The organism is Paenimyroides ummariense (genome assembly GCF_900115115.1).
In the GTDB taxonomy this organism is placed as follows: domain Bacteria; phylum Bacteroidota; class Bacteroidia; order Flavobacteriales; family Flavobacteriaceae; genus Flavobacterium; species Flavobacterium ummariense.
In genome coordinates this window covers 1-15,544 of record NZ_FOVI01000018.1, presented here as the reverse complement: position 1 = coordinate 15,544, position 15,544 = coordinate 1, and the positions used below count along the sequence as shown (strand labels likewise).

Sequence of the window (15,544 nt, the reverse complement as noted above, 5' to 3'; positions counted from 1 at the left end):
GGCGTTGGCGCTTGGTGAAATTGGTATAAGTTATAACGATTTCTATGCGTTAACGCCTCGTTCATTTACCAACATTATCAACGGTTTTCGCAATAAGCAGTACACAGAAAGTAAGGAACGCTGGGAGCAGATCCGTTACTTATTTTACGCATCGTTAAAACCGCATTTAAAAGGTAATCCAACTTTGCGAAGTTTGATGCCTTTGCCTTGGGATAACGAAACCGACGATCCTGAAGCAAACGAAACAAAAATTGAAACGCCCGAACAGGCTGCTGCCATTATAAAAAGGCAAGAAGAGTTTTGGGCAGCTATAGATATAAAACGCCAACTTAAGAAATCGAAATCTAAAACAGATTTCGATGGGATTAGCACAGATTAACATTCGCTTTCGGGCGAATTTAGAAGAACTTTCTTCGCAGCTGCAAAATGCTCAGCGCGAAATAAAGAAACAAGGCGAGCAGATGCAGAAGTACGGCAAAACATTAAGTACTTATGTAACCTTGCCGTTACTGGCTGCCGGAACTGCTGCCTTTAGTATGGCTGCCGATTTTGAAGACGCGTTGGGTGCAACCGACCAAACCTTTAAAAAATCGTCTGATGCCGTGCAAAAATGGGCAGAAGGTTTGCCGACCTATTACGGTATTGCCAAAAAAGAAGCGTTAGAATATTCTAACATGATGGGTTCCATGTTGGTAAACATTGGAAACCTAACCGAGCAGGAAGCTGCCAAACAAAGCAGTAAGCTTATAGAACTTGCAGGTGATTTAACCGCAATGTACGGCGGTACTACTGCCGATGCCGTGCGTGCCTTAACCGGTGCGCTGAAAGGCAACAACACCATGTTAGACAACTACGGTATGGCTGCCAACGATGCCATGGTAAAAACGAAAGCCATGGAAATGGGTTTGCTTAAACAAGGGCAAACCATGGATTTGGCAACAAAGCAGGCGGCAACACTGGCGTTGATCTACGAACAATCGGCAGCGGCGCAAGGGCAGGCAGCACGTGAAGCTAATGGTGCCAGCGGATCGATGCGGGCTTTTAAAACCGAACTGCAAAATCTGGGTACCGAATTCGGGCAGGTTTTATTACCGGTTATTACCGAAGCAATCGGTGTTTTAAACGGTTTTATGAAACAGATTGCGGCAACCGACAGCGAGCAAAAAAAATGGATCGTTGGTATTGCGGCGGTCGCAGCGGCAGTTGGTCCGGTGTTGGTGGTTTTTGGTTCGTTCATGGCGGCGGTACCAAACATTATATCCGGATTTAAAACAATACGCACAGCTGTAATTGCAATGAATACCGCGTTTATGGCAAACCCTATTATTGCGGTTACTGCTGCGATTACCGCGTTGGTTGCCGGATCGGTTTTGTTAGATTCCCGTTTATCATCTTTAACCAATGCACAAAAAGAGCTTGACGAAGTAACCAAAAAAGCAACACAATCTATAAGCAGTGAAGTTGCCGAAACCCGTAGATTAGTTGCAATTGCGCAAAACAAAAAGTTAAGCGATGAAGAGCGTACGCGTGCGTTGGATAAGCTTATTGCAAAATCGGGCGAACATTTTGGTAAGTTAAATCTTGAAACCATTGGTACGAATGCGGCTAAAAAAGCAACCGATGCTTATACGGCATCGTTACTTAAAAATGCCCGTATTAAAGCAGCGCAGGAAAAACTTGTTGAAGTACAAAAACGCAAGATTGATTTGGAGCTGGGTGTTAGTGATGAAGCTGATCCGAGTGTTTGGCAAACCATTGGCAGCCGAATTAAAAGTTCGTTTTACCAGGGCGCTACAAATTCTGCCTATTTGCTGGAGCAATGGAAAGCGCAGGCTAAAAATACAAAAGTTGTTAGTGCCGAATTAACAGCTTTAGAAAAAAAGCTGCAGCAAATTATTGGTGTGCAGGATACCGTAACCGAAACGGTAGAAGATTACACACCTGCTGCGACCGGTGCAGCCGAAGCGACCGGGAAATTGAAGAAAGCTGCGGAAGATTTGGGTGTTGTGGGTTCTGAAAAATGGATGCAGGCGCAAATTTCTGCTATGGAAGAACAAAAATCGAAATTAGATGTTACTTCCGAAGCTTATAAAAACCTGGGTGCGCAGATCGATATCTACAAAAACACTTTAGAAGCTATTCAAAACCAAACAAAAGCACCTACGGTAACCGAAGGTTCGGAAGAATGGTACCAGCGCGAAATACAGCTGATGGAAGAGCAGGTTTCTAAATTGGATATGACTACCGAAGCTTACAGGTTGCTATCGCAGCAGATTGCTATCTACAAAAAAACGCTTGAAATGGCGCAAACCATTCCAACGCCTGTAATGCCCGAGCCTGAACAAGGTACGGTTGACTGGTACAATTACCACATTAACAAATTAAAAGAAGCCCGCGATGCTGTTGGTATAACCATTGAAGAATACAAGCGTTTAAGCAACGAAATCAACATTTTAGAAACCACTTTTAAAATGCAGGTTGATGTTGAAGGGATTGATAAAATTGTTGAAACCAAAAAGGAACTGGAAGGAATGCAAACGATTGCTTCGGGAGTTTCGCAAGGTTTAACCGATGCTTTTTCTATTATGAGCGACGGTATTGTTGGTAGTTTGGGCGATGCGGAAAACGGAATGGACCGCTTTAAGCAGGCAATGATTAAAACGGTAATTAAAGTTATTGCTATGGCATTAAGTTCGTCTATCGCCAATGCTATACAAGGTGGTACGCAGTCTGGTGCGGCAACCGGTCCGGGCGCAATTGTGGCAATACCAACAATGATTGCAACGCTGGTTGGTGGTGTAATGGGTGCGTTTGCTGCCATACCAAAATTTGCAGATGGTGGTATTGTATCAGGACCTGTTTTAGGTTTAATGGGCGAATATGCCGGTGCGCGTAACAATCCCGAAGTTATTGCGCCTTTGAACAAACTGAAAGATTTAATACAGCCTTCGGGCGGTGCAACCAACGTAACGGTACAATTAGCCGGTGGCTGGCGTGTGCAGGGTAACGATTTAATTACGGTTTTAGACCGTGTAGAAAAAATTAATCAACGAAAAAGGTAATGGAACAGGTAACCATAAAAATTATAGATACCCAAGACAACCATGTGGTACTAGAGCGTTTTGCACAGCAAGGCGCTCCGGTGCTGTCGTGGAACGGATCAGACGATAACTTTCAGACCATAATGACCAGTGAACTTAACTTTAACATGTTAAGCGACGGTGCACAAGACGGGCGTTACCTGGATTTGTTTACAGGCGACGAAAGTCGTTATATGGTTAAGGTAGAGAAAATATGGTCTTCTGATGAATATCCAGGGTTACAAACGCCGCCTGAATTACTTTGGCAGGGATTTTTACTGCCTGATCAATACAGCGAGCCTTATGAAAACGTGAACTTCTTTGTAAACTTTACCGCTACCGATTGCTTGGGAATTTTAAAAGACCATTTGTTTAACATGCTGCCGTACGATTATAACGAAACCGTTGTGCGTATTATAGCCATGTGTTTAAAGAAAACCAACCTGTACCAGGATATCTACATAAGCGAAGCTTTTAAATTAGAAAGTGTTGAGTGGCGCAATGTGTTTTTAAACTCGGCTAACTTTAGAGGTGAACCCGAACTGGGTGATATGCTAACGGATGTAACCGATTACGACAGCTGTTACGATGTGCTGGATAAGATATTGAAAGCGTTGGGTTCTACGCTTTTTAACTACGGCGGCAACTGGTATATCATTGGTTGGAATAAAAAACATTTGGTGTTAGATTCTTTTAAGGTGTATGATTTTCACGGAAACTACAAAAGTACGCAGCAGCAGGTTAAAGAGTTTCACGGTGCGGCTTATTTTGATGCGCAGCCGTGGGTTTACAGCAATGCGCCGTTAAAAGGAGTTGATTTAAAAGCCGATTTGCAGTTTGAACAAAATGTTTACCAAGATTACAACGCTGTAAGATATAGTGCTTTTAATAATTTGGAATACGATTGCCGACCGTTATGGAATGCCGGGAATTATTTTGATTTGGGTATGGGCGATGCGAATGCAGCGTTTATATTAACACAGTCCGGAATGGTATCGTTACGAAAGCCGAAAGAGCTGACTATTTTTTCGTACAAGTTAAAACCGACGGCAACGGTAAATGCAAATCGTTACATATCGATAAAATCGGCAAATCAAAAATTTGTTTCAAGAAAAGAGCAAGGCGGGTCGGTTTTTTTAGATTTTGAAATTGAAGTTTTTGCCGCCATGCCTTTTGTTGGAACAGCTAACAGCGACGTTATAAAGCAACGGTTTGATGCCGGTAACTATAACAACGCTTTTAGGATAGACATCTATATAGGCGGGGTTTTAAAAGCGTCAACCCGAAAAGAAACCGCGGTTTTTAATAACGAACGATCTATTGATCTATCGTTTACGGGTGGAAATATTATTGAAAGCAGACCGGGCGAAAACTTTAAAACCGGTAACGAAAACGTTATTGCCGGCAAATGGAAAATTAATCTGCTGGAGTACGATGTAGAAGGAAAAATTGATATCCGATTTTACCAGCCACAATTTCCTGCAGGAACTTCTATTGATTTTAACGAAGTATTTGTACGGGCTATTGAAGTTAAAGATTTGCACGGATCGCAAAAGTATTCGTATAATTCACGGGCGATCAACTTTTCAAAAAAAGAAAAAATAGATCTGGATTTTTGGGAAAGTAAAAGCGATTTAACGCATAAAAACTTTAAGGTTAATTACGGTCCGTTTAAAAACTGGCAGTTTGGTAGCGGTAAAACAAACATTGCGTTAACCAACCGGCAGGAAACCGATATTTCTATAATGTACGATTTATCTGCTGCCGATGCGGACTGGCTTACAAAAAACTACGAAGAAGCCGAAATTACCAAAAACGGTGTTACCTATTTTATGAAAGATGTGTTTGGGTTCTTTAATCTGCTGGAAGGCTATTATATGCTGCCGGTTGATGGTAATATAAGCCGTATTGTTTTTAGTAAAAAAATGATCAACAACTTGTTTTACCTGTGGCAGCCTTTTGATGGTTTTGTTATTAAAACGTATAAATACAACGCTGTTTACCTGCAAAACGCAACAGAACCAAACCGCGACCAGTCTTTAAAATGGTTACGCTACGGCAGTAATGTAGTAACCGGTTATGGTTCGGCTTACGGGCGTGCTATGTTAGATGTTAAAGCCGATATGTACACACGTGTTGATACAACCGTAAAAAAAATAGTATCGCCGTTGGATATAGTGCAGTTTAACTGGGTGGTAGAACGGGCTTTTTGGATTAGCAACCTTTCAATGGATTTTAGCAACGGAAAAACAAAAGTAATGCTGTGCGAATGCAGCTACAGAAACGTAAACGACAATGGGATTATCTGATAAATATCAAATTTGGATTAAGGTACCAACCTATACAATTAGTAATCTAAACAGCTACTACGTAACGCCTGGTTATGTAGCAACAGGATATGTTAAGGACTATTAAAAAACAGAACTATGCCATTAATATTAAGAAGTGTAAAACAAACAGAGCTTACCTGGACCGAACTGGACGGTAATTTCACATATCTAAATAACCGGATCGATGCTGTTGAACAGCTGGTTAACGGTAACGAAGTTGTAAAAGTAACGGCGCAAACTTTTTTGCCGGCGCAAGAAGATCAGGCGCGTACCAATATAAAAGCGGCATCGGTACAAGCGTTGATGGATCTGGAAGATCGTTTTAACGATTTAGAAACAATGGGTGTGGTTACCTATGCTGTACAACAACCAACTGCCCAACAACAACAAACCGCACGCGACAACATAGATTCCGTAGGAAATCCAGAAATGCAAGCAACAGCAGTTCCGGATTGGAGCGGTCAGATAACATCACTAATAAACTTTTAATAAGAACGCATTATGAATGATTTCATCACAAGATTATTTGCCGAAATGGCTGAATTGATATCGGTAATATCAACCAAATTAAATTGGCTTTATGCAAATAAGGCTGACACAACCGCTTTAAACGACTTCGTAAAAAAAGACGGATCTGTGCCTATGACGGGACGTTTTGATTTAGCAGATAATCAAGGGGCTTTTTTTACAAATAATTGGATTTTTAAACATGACACTATTTTAGGCGGTTTTAATTTAGTAAGACTAACGGTTTTAGATGGTGTTATCTTCGCTAAAGACAGTAATAATTTTGTGGGAATTCATACTACAGACCCACAAGCGGAATTACACATTAACGGAAATGCAATTGTAGATGATGCCACCGCCAACAACCACGCTGTTAATTTAGGGCAGGTTAATGGGTTTTTAGCGAATAAGTTGGAAGCTAATGATTTAGACGGTTTTGTTTATGATGTTACCTATAACAGCGCAAACCACCAGATAACTTTTTACCAGCAGAACGAACCTAACATCGTTATTGATTTACCTATTGAGCAGTTAATAAAAGGCGTTCAGTTAGTGGGTGATGATTTGGTATTTACGTTTGAAGACGGTTCGACTGTTACCGTGCCTTTAAACACGTTATTGGTAGGTGTAGTAAAATCGGTCAACGGATTAACACCAAACAGCCAAGGTGAGATAATTCTGAATATTACCGATATTCCCGGTTTAAGTAGTGCGCTTGCAGCCAAAGCAAACGTAAACGGAAATAACCTGACTAATATAGCTGATTGGAGAACTAATTTAGGAGTTTATTCTACAACCCAGGTAGATGGTTTTTTAGCTAATAAAGCAAACACAACAGGAACATATTTAGGTTTTATTTCGGGAGACTCAAAACAATGGAATGGACAAAATTACACAAACGTAGAATTACAAGCCGAACCCTATTATTTTTTAGGATATGACGCTGTAAATAACACTTGGAAACCTATTACAAGTCAATATGCTTCAATAGGGTTAAGTAATTATTTAGCTCAAATAGACGGAGGTAATTTAACAAACATTGCTAATTGGCAGAATGTCTTAGGAGTGGGTTCTTGGAATCAATATGATGGCTCAACAACCGCACAAACACCTACTTTTGTATTAATGTATGATAGTAGTGTAAATTTATGGAGACCTGCAGGAGCAAATACTTTAGGTAATTTTTTAAGTTTAGGTAGCTACGCCCAACTTTCACAAGTTTACACACAAGCGCAGGTAAATACATTGCTAAACGATAAGGTTGACAAAGTGGCAGGTAAACAATTAAGCACGGAAGATTATACATCAGCAGAAAAAACAAAGTTAGCCGGTATTGCAGCAGGTGCCGAAGTAAACGTAAATGCCGATTGGAATGCCACAAGTGGAGATGCGCAGATATTAAACAAACCAACAATTCCAAGCGCACCTAACAACGGTACAATAACATATACCGGTGTTGGTTCAATAACGGGAGGCGGAACATCTTCTGCAGATCAATCTAATGACACGGATTACGAATTCGATTTAACCCAGCAAACAAAAGACGAAATACAAGTAGGTATAGATGCAGGTAGTAAAATAGAAAGCTTATTTGGGGGTTTATCAACCTACTTTAAAGACACCGATGTAAGTGGCGGCGGTAACTTCCCAACAAACGAAGCGTTTTTTAATTTGTTCGATCCGGGATCAGCTTCTGTTACCGTAGGTGTAGGAGATCACTCAATAGATGGCGCAAGATTGGTTTTGCAAAGTCATGGCACTAATACAGTTAATTACACCGGTAATTTTATTTATCAAAACAGTGCGGTTGGCACCGTGCCGTTAGAAAATGGAAGAAAAGTTGAATTTGTCTGGAGCGCAGCTGTTGGAAAATATAAAGAGGTGTTAACAACATAATAAAATAACATGCAAGAAATTATATCAAATTTAGTATTCCCAAATCCGGCAATATTGTTTGGATTGGCGCTTTTAGTTCTGTTAGATTTAATAACCGGAATCGTTAAAAGTAAACGAAAAGGTATCGCAACCGCCAGCCAGGGCATGAAGAAAAGCGTACAGAAGCTTACAACGTATCTTTCGTTAATAACGCTGTCGTTGATCCTATCCAATTTGGCTAAAATTACCTACGATTTAGAAAATCATTTAAACGAATTGAATTTAGGAATAAACGCAGTTTGTTTTTGGCTGGTACATTTAGAAGTAAAATCGGTTTTAGAAAATTTAATCATTGCCAATACCGATGAAGACGGAAATCAAAACGAAGTTGCAAAACTTTTAATTCCCATTCATAACGCTTGGATTTTAAAGTTTAAAAACATTAGCGAGTTCAGCTATGTAGAAACCAAAAAAGATTTAGAAAAAAAGATAAAAGCATAGGTTATGAGAACAATTAAATACATTGCTGTGCACTGCACAGCCACAAAACAAAATGCAACTGTTGAAGCTATACGAAATTATTGGAAACGCAATTTAGGCTGGAAACAACCAGGTTATCACATCATAGTTAAACCGAACGGTGATCACGAACGATTAGCGTTAGATGAAACCGTGTGTAATGGTGTAAAAGGTTATAATAGAGAATCGATACATGTTAGCTACATTGGAGGTATAGACGATAATGGCAAAGCATTAGATAATAGAACTGAAGCACAAAAACGGACGCTGTTACAAATTATTTGCGGATTGAAGGCAAAATATCCAAACGCAATTATTCAAGGTCATAGAGATTTTCCAAACGTTGCAAAAGACTGCCCCAGTTTTAATGCAAAAGAAGAATATAAGCATTTATAAAAAAAAGAAAAGCACCTGCCAATAAAGACAGATGCTTTTCCATAACCTTAAAAAAAACACTTATGAGTTATAAATGTACAAAATATTATTTAATATGAAAAACATAATCTTATTATTAACGATCGTTTTCCTGACGTCAGGAATATGTTCATGCCGATCAAAAAAAAGCGCCACAGAATTAAAGCAGACCGAAACCGAAAATGTTTCAGTTACTGATAATTCAACTGTTGCAAAAACAGAAACAGCTGAAGAAAATACCATTTCGAGGACATCCTCGAAATGGTCAGATAAAAGTTTATTTGAAGCGTGGATGGAAATTAAATCTGATGAAGCAACCTTTGAAGATAAATCCGGCAACAAATGGACGTTTAAAAATCCGCAGGTTAACCAAAAATCATCACAGACAAACGATATTGGTAAAACTGAACAAACGGACATCAAAAAAGAAAAGTTAGCTATAGCAGAAGAAAACCAACAAAATAATGTTGCGGCATCAAATAGCCGTCAAATAAAAACCGATTTGCAAAAAACATCATCAAAAGGTAAAGAACCACTTTGGTTGTATGTTGTTGGTGCGGTTCTCGTTGGTGGATTTGGTTATTTAATTTTAAAACGATTTGGATTAGTTTAATTTAAAGAAAGGAGAAAACTATCTATTAAGCGATGCGGAAACGTGTCGCTTTTTTGTTTTAAAAGTTAAATATTATGTTAAAACTAATTTTATATTTGGTCGTTCATTAATAAATGTTTATTTAGAAAAAAAAGTGTTATCTTTATAAAATAATTTAGACAGAAAAAACTCCTTTACAGTCTGAATGTAAAGAAGTTAAAAAGGTCTAAGAAAATTTTTAATAATGGAGAAAAAACCAAAAAAGAAATTTTCATTTGAATCATTTATTAACATAGTAGCGTCATTCGCCAAAATTACATACTATGTAATATTATTCATTTGGAAAACTTGGGTAGATAAATAATAGTAATCTCAATCCCAATTATATATGTGCAATTTATAAAGTTATTTTAATACTGCAAAGTATTTTATGATTTAGTTTAAATTGTAGTGTATCAGAAGTGTACCGGCGGACAATTGTCCGCTTTTTTATTGTCTAAACTTTCTCAATTCCTCTATTTTTTCATAGAATATTTTATCGATCGGGCTTTTGGTGCTTAAATAAGATTTACCTAAACTGGTTAACATCTTTTCTATATCGGTAACAGTGGTGCCGGGAACTAACTCAAACGGAACGGTTAAATTCTTATCTCTTATTTCTTTGAAAGCCTTGATTAAATATTCTTCTTTGTTCATGGTTTGTAGTTTTGCTGCAAAAATACTTTTATTTTATCATTTCCTTAACCCTAAATCCAATCCTGAAACGCTTATTGTTGTGGTACATAAAAAACTCACAATCTAACAAGCTAATTCTACCGAAAATAATCTGCAATCTTTCAGGTCTTATATTCATGTCGAAAAAATCGGTCCACATGGCAATGCAGCGGTTTTTGCTGTCGTTATAACTGTATATAACGTTTAATTCAACCGGCATGCCTTTTTTCCAATCAACAATTTTGTCTTTAATTTCTGGGTTAACCGAGTTAAAATAACGTATAACTGCCCTTGCATCTGTATTTTCGATAAACATACTCAAAACTTTTTGTAAAAGTAGAAAATTAAATTGTGTCGTTTATTTGGTTTTGCTTATCTAAAATCAAATCAGTTAGTTTGGCTTTAATATAGTCATAATCGGGTTTTTCTAAAAAACCTAATGGCGCATAGTCAATATATCTTTTTCTAAAGTTTTCGAACATTTCTTTACTGTGTGCATACTTCAATTCTTTCTTTCGATTACTCAAATACAGTTCTAAATCTTCGTAGGATGTCATTGTTGGTGAATAGGCGAACGACAATAATTCGGGAATACCTTCCAAGAACCAAATTAAAAGTTCGTTGCTATCATCTTCCAATGGCGAAAACGAATAATCATCAACACTATAATTTAAAATAAAATCTGTATCGAACCTTTTATTGAAATCTTCTAAATTTATCGAAATGATATTTATGTTAGATATATGCTCCGATTCAATATCAACGTTGAAATCCAATTGCAAACAAACTATATTTTTTGGCGACTTCATTTTTAAATCTTTATGGTATAAATTTAATAACTTTGATATAAAAATATAGCTATGTGCAATTATTATGGAGTTAACAAAAAGGAAAAAGGTATTGAATTAAAATTTAATGCAAAGTTTGACCAGCAGGGGTTTGAACCTATGCAGGAAGTAAACGGTTTTGCGCATCCGTTTATGCCGATCATTGTTGATCAACGTCCGGATTTAATAACCGGTGCAAACTGGGGATTGTTACCTACATGGGCAAAAGATACATCATTCCAAAAAAATACTCTAAACGCACGTATTGAAACTTTGGATGAAAAGCCATCATTTAGAAATTCGATTAATAATCGGTGTCTAGTACCTGCATCACATTTTTTTGAATGGCATTGGAACGATGAAAAAGGAAAGGTTAAGCAGAAGTATCAAATTAGCGTTGCCGATGATGAACTGTTTGCTTTTGCCGGTTTATATTCTGTTTGGAACAATCCGCAAAACGGGCAACAAATGCTAACTTATACCATACTTACAACAGAAGCCAACGAACTAATGGCAGAAATACATAACAACAAAAAAAGAATGCCCGTTGTATTAAACAACGAGCATCATAATTTGTGGTTACAAGGTGAGAATATTAAGACATTTGCTTTTCCTTATCAATCTAATTTGGTGGCAAATCCTGTTCCTTAACTTTCTCTACTAAATCTTGGTAACTTAGATTCTCTTTGTAATTAACGTCGATGCGTTTTTCTCCGTCGATGATAATTACAAAACTTTCATGATTTACAGTATTGTCAATCTCGTAAACAAATTGATCAGATAGCTCATCATCCAAAACATTGAAAGGTTCATATTCAAATACGAAATCAAATTCTCCTTCCGTGTGAATATTGATGATTAATTCTGCGAATCGGCAGCACTCTTCAAATGATATATTGTGGTAGAAGAATTGAGTGGCCACGATTTCAACCATGTATTCAAATTCCAAAGGAATATCGATCCAAGTTGAAAATACAAACTCCATTACGTTGCTTATATACTCGTATAATTTCATAACAGCTATTTTTATTTAAAAGTACAAAAATATACTGTATTAAAGCGATATTTTAAATTATCGGTTAAATAAGCGATAAGATAATTTTTACGAAATATAGTTTTAGTTTGAATACTTTTTTGCAACTTGCATTGTTTGTATAGAAGTTGTTAGTGCATTTACCTTTTTAAAAGAAAATGGTATGAAAAATCCAATAAAAATCCAATGTATTTTTTAATTAACAATGCAAATGATTATATTTCAGACACTTGTGTTTAATATTATAATGATTAAAAATCATACTACAAATGTATAAAGTTTTTATTAATGATAAGCCACTTTTTTTAACAAGTACGTTAGAAAAAGAACGCGATTTTAAATATTTTTTGTTGGATACCGTTGATATGCAGAAACTAATTGCACAATATTTCGCAGATCAGCTTACAAATGCGTACTTGTATCACGCCGATGAAGAGTTGTTGCTTAAGTTATTTAAGGAGAAAATTACCATAAATAAAGCGGGCGGCGGTTTGGTTGAAAATGATAAAGGACAAGTTTTGTTTATTTACCGAAACGGAAAATGGGATTTGCCAAAAGGCGGTATTGAAAAGAATGAAACCATTGAAGAAACATCGATCCGTGAGGTGGAAGAAGAAACCGGTTGCCGAGATTTAAAAATTACTAAACGATTAGAAAAAACCTTTCATATTTTTAAGCGCAACGGCGAATATCGTTTAAAAATAACCTACTGGTTTTTAATGAATACTGTTTACTCTGGCGATTTATACGGACAAATTGAAGAAGGCATAGAAAAAGTTGTCTGGGTTGATAAAAAGGATATTCCGGAACTGCTTAAAAATTCGTACCAAAATATTAAGCTGTTGTTTAATGACAGTATTTACTGTAAAACAGCTTTAGAAAAAGAAAAAGGAATCGTTTAAGATTCCTTTTTTAATCAATATTATTTCCTTGTTGTTCGTCTTCTATGAACAGTTGGACTTTACTTACAATGCTTCGCAGAATTTCTTCGCGTTTGTTTGCTGTTCCAATTTCCTGTAACGACATTTTGTTTGGTAATGTGGTGCTGTCATTGGTAAGTTGTTTTGCCATGATATTTACCCTGATACCCACGGTTGCATCTTCCGGAACATCTTTAAAAACATTGGTTAAATGCGTACGCCAATCAAAACCTTTTAAATCTTGAAAGCGGTCTGCATTAACCGTCATAAAAACTGTTTTAACCTTATCAACAATTTCAATGTCTGTTTTAACTTCTTGTGCACGAACAGCAGTTGACGCTGTTAATAAAAGTGCTATTACTACAAATTTTTTCATGATTCAATTCTTTTTATTAAAGATATAAAAAAAATCATTAAAAAATCACATGTTTATGATATGTAATAATAATGAAATCAATTGGAAATAATTATTTTATCTTTTTAATTTCTCCTTTTTGTTTGTTAGCATCTCCCACAATACTGTATTCAAAGGTATATCCGTTTTCGTTTGTTGATAGAATTTTCATTTGTACCGCTTTTTTCTCCGCCATATTTTTTGGATGTAATTTTTGCAGAATATACTCACAATCGTTTACCCAACGAATGCTTGCAGTATCGGTTTTACCGTTGTATGTTTCAATCTCGTATTTATCGGTTCTAACAAAAGTAGAGGTATGTTTTTGTCCGTTGATTTCTTGTTCAAACAAAAAATTACCTGTTTTAAAATCGGTACAATTTCTTTCTTGATTATAACAACCCATCAAACAAAACGGAATTGCCAGTAAAATTAGTTTCTTCATAAATTAATCGTTAAATAAACCGCTGACTAAAGTTCGTAATCCCCTAAAAAAAAGATACATGGAATACAAACAGATTAAACATCCTAAAATTAAAACGGGATAGTATAAAAAATGTTCCTGATTTTTAAAAGACGAATAAATAATGATCGGCCCAACAAACATTAACGGTATGGCAATGAAAACTTTTTGTAAGCCTTTGTAAATTTTTGTTTTATCTGCTTTAGGTGTTTCCATTATTTAGTGTAATTATTTATGGCATTTCTTACGTTGCCGTATTGGTTTATCAGTTCAGTCGCTTTTTCTTCGGATACATTTAGTTCGTTCATAACCATTTGTATGGCTCTGTTTACCAATTTATGGTTCGATAGTTTCATATCGACCATTTTATTGCCTTTTACGTGCCCCAACTGAATCATTGATGCAGTAGAAATCATGTTTAAAACCAGTTTTTGTGCTGTTCCTGCTTTCATGCGCGAACTTCCAGTTACAAATTCTGATCCTACAACAACTACCATTGGGAAATCGGCTGCCAACGCCAATGGACTTTCGGCATTACAGGTAATTCCACCTGTAGGAATATTGTTTTTTCTGCAAAAATCTAATCCGCCTAAAACATACGGAGTTGTTCCTGATGCTGCGATTCCAATTACAAAATCGTTCGAATTGATCTGATATTCTTTTAAATCTATTTCGGCTTGATTGGTATTATCTTCGGCATTTTCAACTGCTTTTCTAATAGCCGTATCGCCACCGGCAATTAATCCGATGACTTTATCATACGAAACTCCAAACGTTGGCGGACATTCCGAAGCATCAACAATTCCCAATCTGCCTGATGTTCCTGCGCCAATGTAAAACAATCGACCGCCATTTTTTAGTTGCGATACAATTTTGGTAACAGCAGCTTCGATCTGTGGAATGGCTTTTTGAACGGCGAAAGGCACTGTTTGATCTTCTTTATTGATATTTGTAAGTAAATCTGTAACACTCATCTGCTCTAAATGGTTGTATTTAGATTCAGATTCGGTGATTTTATCAAAAGACATAATTTGTATTTTAAACAAATTTACAGAAAATTTAATAAGCGTTGGTAATTATAAGGATAAAACAAATATTCGTAGTATTTTTGCAGCAAGTAGACCGCCTTATCGCTGGCTTTTTGTCAGAGGAAAGTCTGGGCACCATAGAGCAGAATAGCGGGTAACGCCCGTCCGCCGTGAGGTGAGGACAAGTGCAACAGAAAGTATGTACAGTTAGGCTGTAGTGAAACCAGGTAAACTCTATTCGGTGAAATGCCATGTAAACCAACGCTAAGTGCTGCTCGCGCAAGTTGGAGGGTAGGCAGATAAAGTGTATGGGTAACCGTGCACGTAGATAAATGATAAGGACACGCTTTTGGCGATGTACAGAACCCGGCTTATAGGTCTACTTTTTTTAAATTAAGTAAATTAAAACTTTCTTTTTAAACATTTTTTTAAGTACCGTGTAAGAAGTATACATTTATCTCAAAAGCGCATTAACTTAAATTAAGTCTTCTATCTAACAAAAAAATCATTTCTCAACTATATTTTTATATAACAAGTGATATAAAAAATAATCCCTAATCATATTAACTAAAATATTATCATAAAATTATATTAAAGTTTAAATGTTATAGTGTATATTGCAATGATTTTTTTTTAAACAACTATTATGAAATTCATTTTTAGTATGATAACAAGATTGCATTTAGGAAAGGTTCATTGGGTTACAGCCTTTTTTTTGCTGATAAACTTTTTAGGTTTTAGTCAACAACCCAGTTATGTGGATGTTGATGACACATATACTACAGATCAACTTATAAAGGACATATTAGTAGGTTCTAAATGCGACTTGGTATCTAATGTAAGATACC

Annotated in this window: 19 protein-coding genes and 1 other RNA gene; 12 read left to right on the top strand and 8 right to left on the bottom strand. The window is 36.5% G+C overall.

Features of this window, described 5'->3' with window-relative positions; translation table 11 throughout:
• The first annotated feature begins 4 nt into the window (after positions 1 to 4).
• From BM253_RS12095 to BM253_RS12060, 8 genes are all read left to right on the top strand, one after another.
• On the top strand, positions 5 to 379 hold the full coding sequence (locus BM253_RS12095) for a hypothetical protein (protein ID WP_091524590.1): 375 nt from the start codon (positions 5 to 7) through the stop codon (positions 377 to 379).
• On the top strand, positions 360 to 3,062 hold the full coding sequence (locus BM253_RS12090; protein ID WP_091524586.1) for a phage tail tape measure protein: 2,703 nt from the start codon (positions 360 to 362) through the stop codon (positions 3,060 to 3,062). The genes BM253_RS12095 and BM253_RS12090 overlap by 20 nt, the downstream gene beginning before the upstream one ends.
• On the top strand, positions 3,062 to 5,389 hold the full coding sequence (locus tag BM253_RS12085) for a hypothetical protein (RefSeq protein WP_091524583.1): 2,328 nt from the start codon (positions 3,062 to 3,064) through the stop codon (positions 5,387 to 5,389). Before BM253_RS12090 ends, BM253_RS12085 begins: the two co-directional genes overlap by 1 nt.
• A 117-nt stretch (positions 5,390 to 5,506) precedes the next feature.
• On the top strand, positions 5,507 to 5,899 hold the full coding sequence (locus BM253_RS12080) for a hypothetical protein (RefSeq protein ID WP_091524580.1): 393 nt from the start codon (positions 5,507 to 5,509) through the stop codon (positions 5,897 to 5,899).
• Between the two features lie 12 nt (positions 5,900 to 5,911).
• The gene (locus tag BM253_RS12075; RefSeq protein WP_091524577.1) at positions 5,912 to 7,813 is read left to right on the top strand and encodes a hypothetical protein; all 1,902 of its coding nucleotides are present in this window, start codon (positions 5,912 to 5,914) and stop codon (positions 7,811 to 7,813) included.
• A 9-nt stretch (positions 7,814 to 7,822) separates the two neighbouring features.
• Positions 7,823 to 8,293 carry a phage holin family protein gene (locus BM253_RS12070; protein ID WP_091524574.1) on the top strand — a complete coding sequence of 157 codons (471 nt, stop codon included), beginning with the start codon at positions 7,823 to 7,825 and terminating at the stop codon, positions 8,291 to 8,293.
• A 3-nt stretch (positions 8,294 to 8,296) separates the two neighbouring features.
• Positions 8,297 to 8,707 carry an N-acetylmuramoyl-L-alanine amidase gene (locus BM253_RS12065; RefSeq protein WP_091524571.1) on the top strand — a complete coding sequence of 137 codons (411 nt, stop codon included), beginning with the start codon at positions 8,297 to 8,299 and terminating at the stop codon, positions 8,705 to 8,707.
• A 94-nt stretch (positions 8,708 to 8,801) separates the two neighbouring features.
• On the top strand, positions 8,802 to 9,338 hold the full coding sequence (locus BM253_RS12060) for a hypothetical protein (protein ID WP_143095647.1): 537 nt from the start codon (positions 8,802 to 8,804) through the stop codon (positions 9,336 to 9,338).
• Positions 9,339 to 9,806: 468 nt separating this feature from the next.
• Here the strand turns inward: BM253_RS12060 and BM253_RS12055 are convergent, their stop codons facing one another.
• The 3 genes from BM253_RS12055 to BM253_RS12045 are packed head-to-tail and all read right to left on the bottom strand — an operon-like array spanning position 9,807 to position 10,840.
• Positions 9,807 to 10,013 (bottom strand): hypothetical protein, encoded by a 207-nt coding sequence (locus tag BM253_RS12055; protein WP_091524565.1) that lies wholly within the window; start codon positions 10,011 to 10,013, stop codon positions 9,807 to 9,809.
• A gap of 28 nt (positions 10,014 to 10,041) precedes the next feature.
• On the bottom strand, positions 10,042 to 10,347 hold the full coding sequence (locus tag BM253_RS12050; protein ID WP_091524561.1) for a hypothetical protein: 306 nt from the start codon (positions 10,345 to 10,347) through the stop codon (positions 10,042 to 10,044).
• Between the two features lie 28 nt (positions 10,348 to 10,375).
• Positions 10,376 to 10,840, bottom strand: a complete 465-nt coding sequence (locus BM253_RS12045) for a hypothetical protein (RefSeq protein ID WP_091524558.1) — start codon at positions 10,838 to 10,840, stop codon at positions 10,376 to 10,378.
• Between the two features lie 51 nt (positions 10,841 to 10,891).
• On the opposite strand from BM253_RS12045, the gene BM253_RS12040 reads away from it, so the two are divergent.
• Positions 10,892 to 11,509, top strand: a complete 618-nt coding sequence (locus BM253_RS12040) for an SOS response-associated peptidase (RefSeq protein ID WP_091524555.1) — start codon at positions 10,892 to 10,894, stop codon at positions 11,507 to 11,509.
• Here the strand turns inward: BM253_RS12040 and BM253_RS12035 are convergent.
• Positions 11,481 to 11,873 carry a hypothetical protein gene (locus BM253_RS12035; RefSeq protein ID WP_091524553.1) on the bottom strand — a complete coding sequence of 131 codons (393 nt, stop codon included), beginning with the start codon at positions 11,871 to 11,873 and terminating at the stop codon, positions 11,481 to 11,483. The genes BM253_RS12040 and BM253_RS12035 overlap by 29 nt on opposite strands.
• Before the next feature lie 287 nt (positions 11,874 to 12,160).
• Here BM253_RS12035 and BM253_RS12030 point away from each other — a divergent pair, with 287 nt between their 5' ends.
• A complete protein-coding gene (locus BM253_RS12030; RefSeq protein ID WP_091524550.1) occupies positions 12,161 to 12,793 on the top strand; it encodes an NUDIX hydrolase in 633 nt (210 codons plus the stop codon).
• A gap of 10 nt (positions 12,794 to 12,803) precedes the next feature.
• Here BM253_RS12030 and BM253_RS12025 read toward each other — a convergent pair whose 3' ends face one another.
• The 4 genes from BM253_RS12025 to murQ all read right to left on the bottom strand — a co-directional run bounded on the left by BM253_RS12025 (position 12,804) and on the right by murQ (position 14,696).
• Positions 12,804 to 13,187 (bottom strand): hypothetical protein, encoded by a 384-nt coding sequence (locus BM253_RS12025; protein WP_091524546.1) that lies wholly within the window; start codon positions 13,185 to 13,187, stop codon positions 12,804 to 12,806.
• Positions 13,188 to 13,278: 91 nt separating this feature from the next.
• Entirely contained in the window at positions 13,279 to 13,650 is a 372-nt protein-coding gene (locus BM253_RS12020; protein WP_091524543.1) for a DNA topoisomerase IV, read from the bottom strand.
• 3 nt (positions 13,651 to 13,653) lie between these two features.
• On the bottom strand, positions 13,654 to 13,884 hold the full coding sequence (locus tag BM253_RS12015) for a DUF6095 family protein (protein WP_091524539.1): 231 nt from the start codon (positions 13,882 to 13,884) through the stop codon (positions 13,654 to 13,656).
• Complete coding sequence (gene murQ, locus BM253_RS12010) at positions 13,884 to 14,696, bottom strand: N-acetylmuramic acid 6-phosphate etherase (protein ID WP_091524536.1); 813 nt, start codon at positions 14,694 to 14,696, stop codon at positions 13,884 to 13,886. The genes BM253_RS12015 and murQ overlap by 1 nt, the downstream gene beginning before the upstream one ends.
• Positions 14,697 to 14,782: 86 nt before the next feature.
• On the opposite strand from murQ, the gene rnpB reads away from it, so the two are divergent.
• Positions 14,783 to 15,086, top strand: an RNA gene (gene rnpB, locus BM253_RS12005) — RNase P RNA component class A.
• 256 nt (positions 15,087 to 15,342) lie between these two features.
• Positions 15,343 to 15,544, top strand: a 202-nt coding sequence (locus BM253_RS17435) for a hypothetical protein (protein WP_218154377.1), incomplete at its 3' end; no start/stop codon positions are given.

Coding starts and splice junctions, on each gene's coding strand:
- BM253_RS12075 (WP_091524577.1), top strand. CDS start 5,912: ATGAATGATTTCATCACAAGATTATTTGCCGAAATGGCTGAATTGATA.
- BM253_RS12060 (WP_143095647.1), top strand. CDS start 8,802: ATGAAAAACATAATCTTATTATTAACGATCGTTTTCCTGACGTCAGGA.
- BM253_RS12040 (WP_091524555.1), top strand. CDS start 10,892: ATGTGCAATTATTATGGAGTTAACAAAAAGGAAAAAGGTATTGAATTA.
- BM253_RS12055 (WP_091524565.1), bottom strand. CDS start 10,013: ATGAACAAAGAAGAATATTTAATCAAGGCTTTCAAAGAAATAAGAGAT.
- BM253_RS12090 (WP_091524586.1), top strand. CDS start 360: ATGGGATTAGCACAGATTAACATTCGCTTTCGGGCGAATTTAGAAGAA.
- BM253_RS12015 (WP_091524539.1), bottom strand. CDS start 13,884: ATGGAAACACCTAAAGCAGATAAAACAAAAATTTACAAAGGCTTACAA.
- BM253_RS12020 (WP_091524543.1), bottom strand. CDS start 13,650: ATGAAGAAACTAATTTTACTGGCAATTCCGTTTTGTTTGATGGGTTGT.
- BM253_RS12050 (WP_091524561.1), bottom strand. CDS start 10,347: ATGTTTATCGAAAATACAGATGCAAGGGCAGTTATACGTTATTTTAAC.
- BM253_RS12070 (WP_091524574.1), top strand. CDS start 7,823: ATGCAAGAAATTATATCAAATTTAGTATTCCCAAATCCGGCAATATTG.
- BM253_RS12035 (WP_091524553.1), bottom strand. CDS start 11,873: ATGAAATTATACGAGTATATAAGCAACGTAATGGAGTTTGTATTTTCA.
- murQ (WP_091524536.1), bottom strand. CDS start 14,696: ATGTCTTTTGATAAAATCACCGAATCTGAATCTAAATACAACCATTTA.
- BM253_RS12025 (WP_091524546.1), bottom strand. CDS start 13,187: ATGAAAAAATTTGTAGTAATAGCACTTTTATTAACAGCGTCAACTGCT.
- BM253_RS12065 (WP_091524571.1), top strand. CDS start 8,297: ATGAGAACAATTAAATACATTGCTGTGCACTGCACAGCCACAAAACAA.
- BM253_RS12085 (WP_091524583.1), top strand. CDS start 3,062: ATGGAACAGGTAACCATAAAAATTATAGATACCCAAGACAACCATGTG.
- BM253_RS12045 (WP_091524558.1), bottom strand. CDS start 10,840: ATGAAGTCGCCAAAAAATATAGTTTGTTTGCAATTGGATTTCAACGTT.
- BM253_RS12080 (WP_091524580.1), top strand. CDS start 5,507: ATGCCATTAATATTAAGAAGTGTAAAACAAACAGAGCTTACCTGGACC.
- BM253_RS12030 (WP_091524550.1), top strand. CDS start 12,161: ATGTATAAAGTTTTTATTAATGATAAGCCACTTTTTTTAACAAGTACG.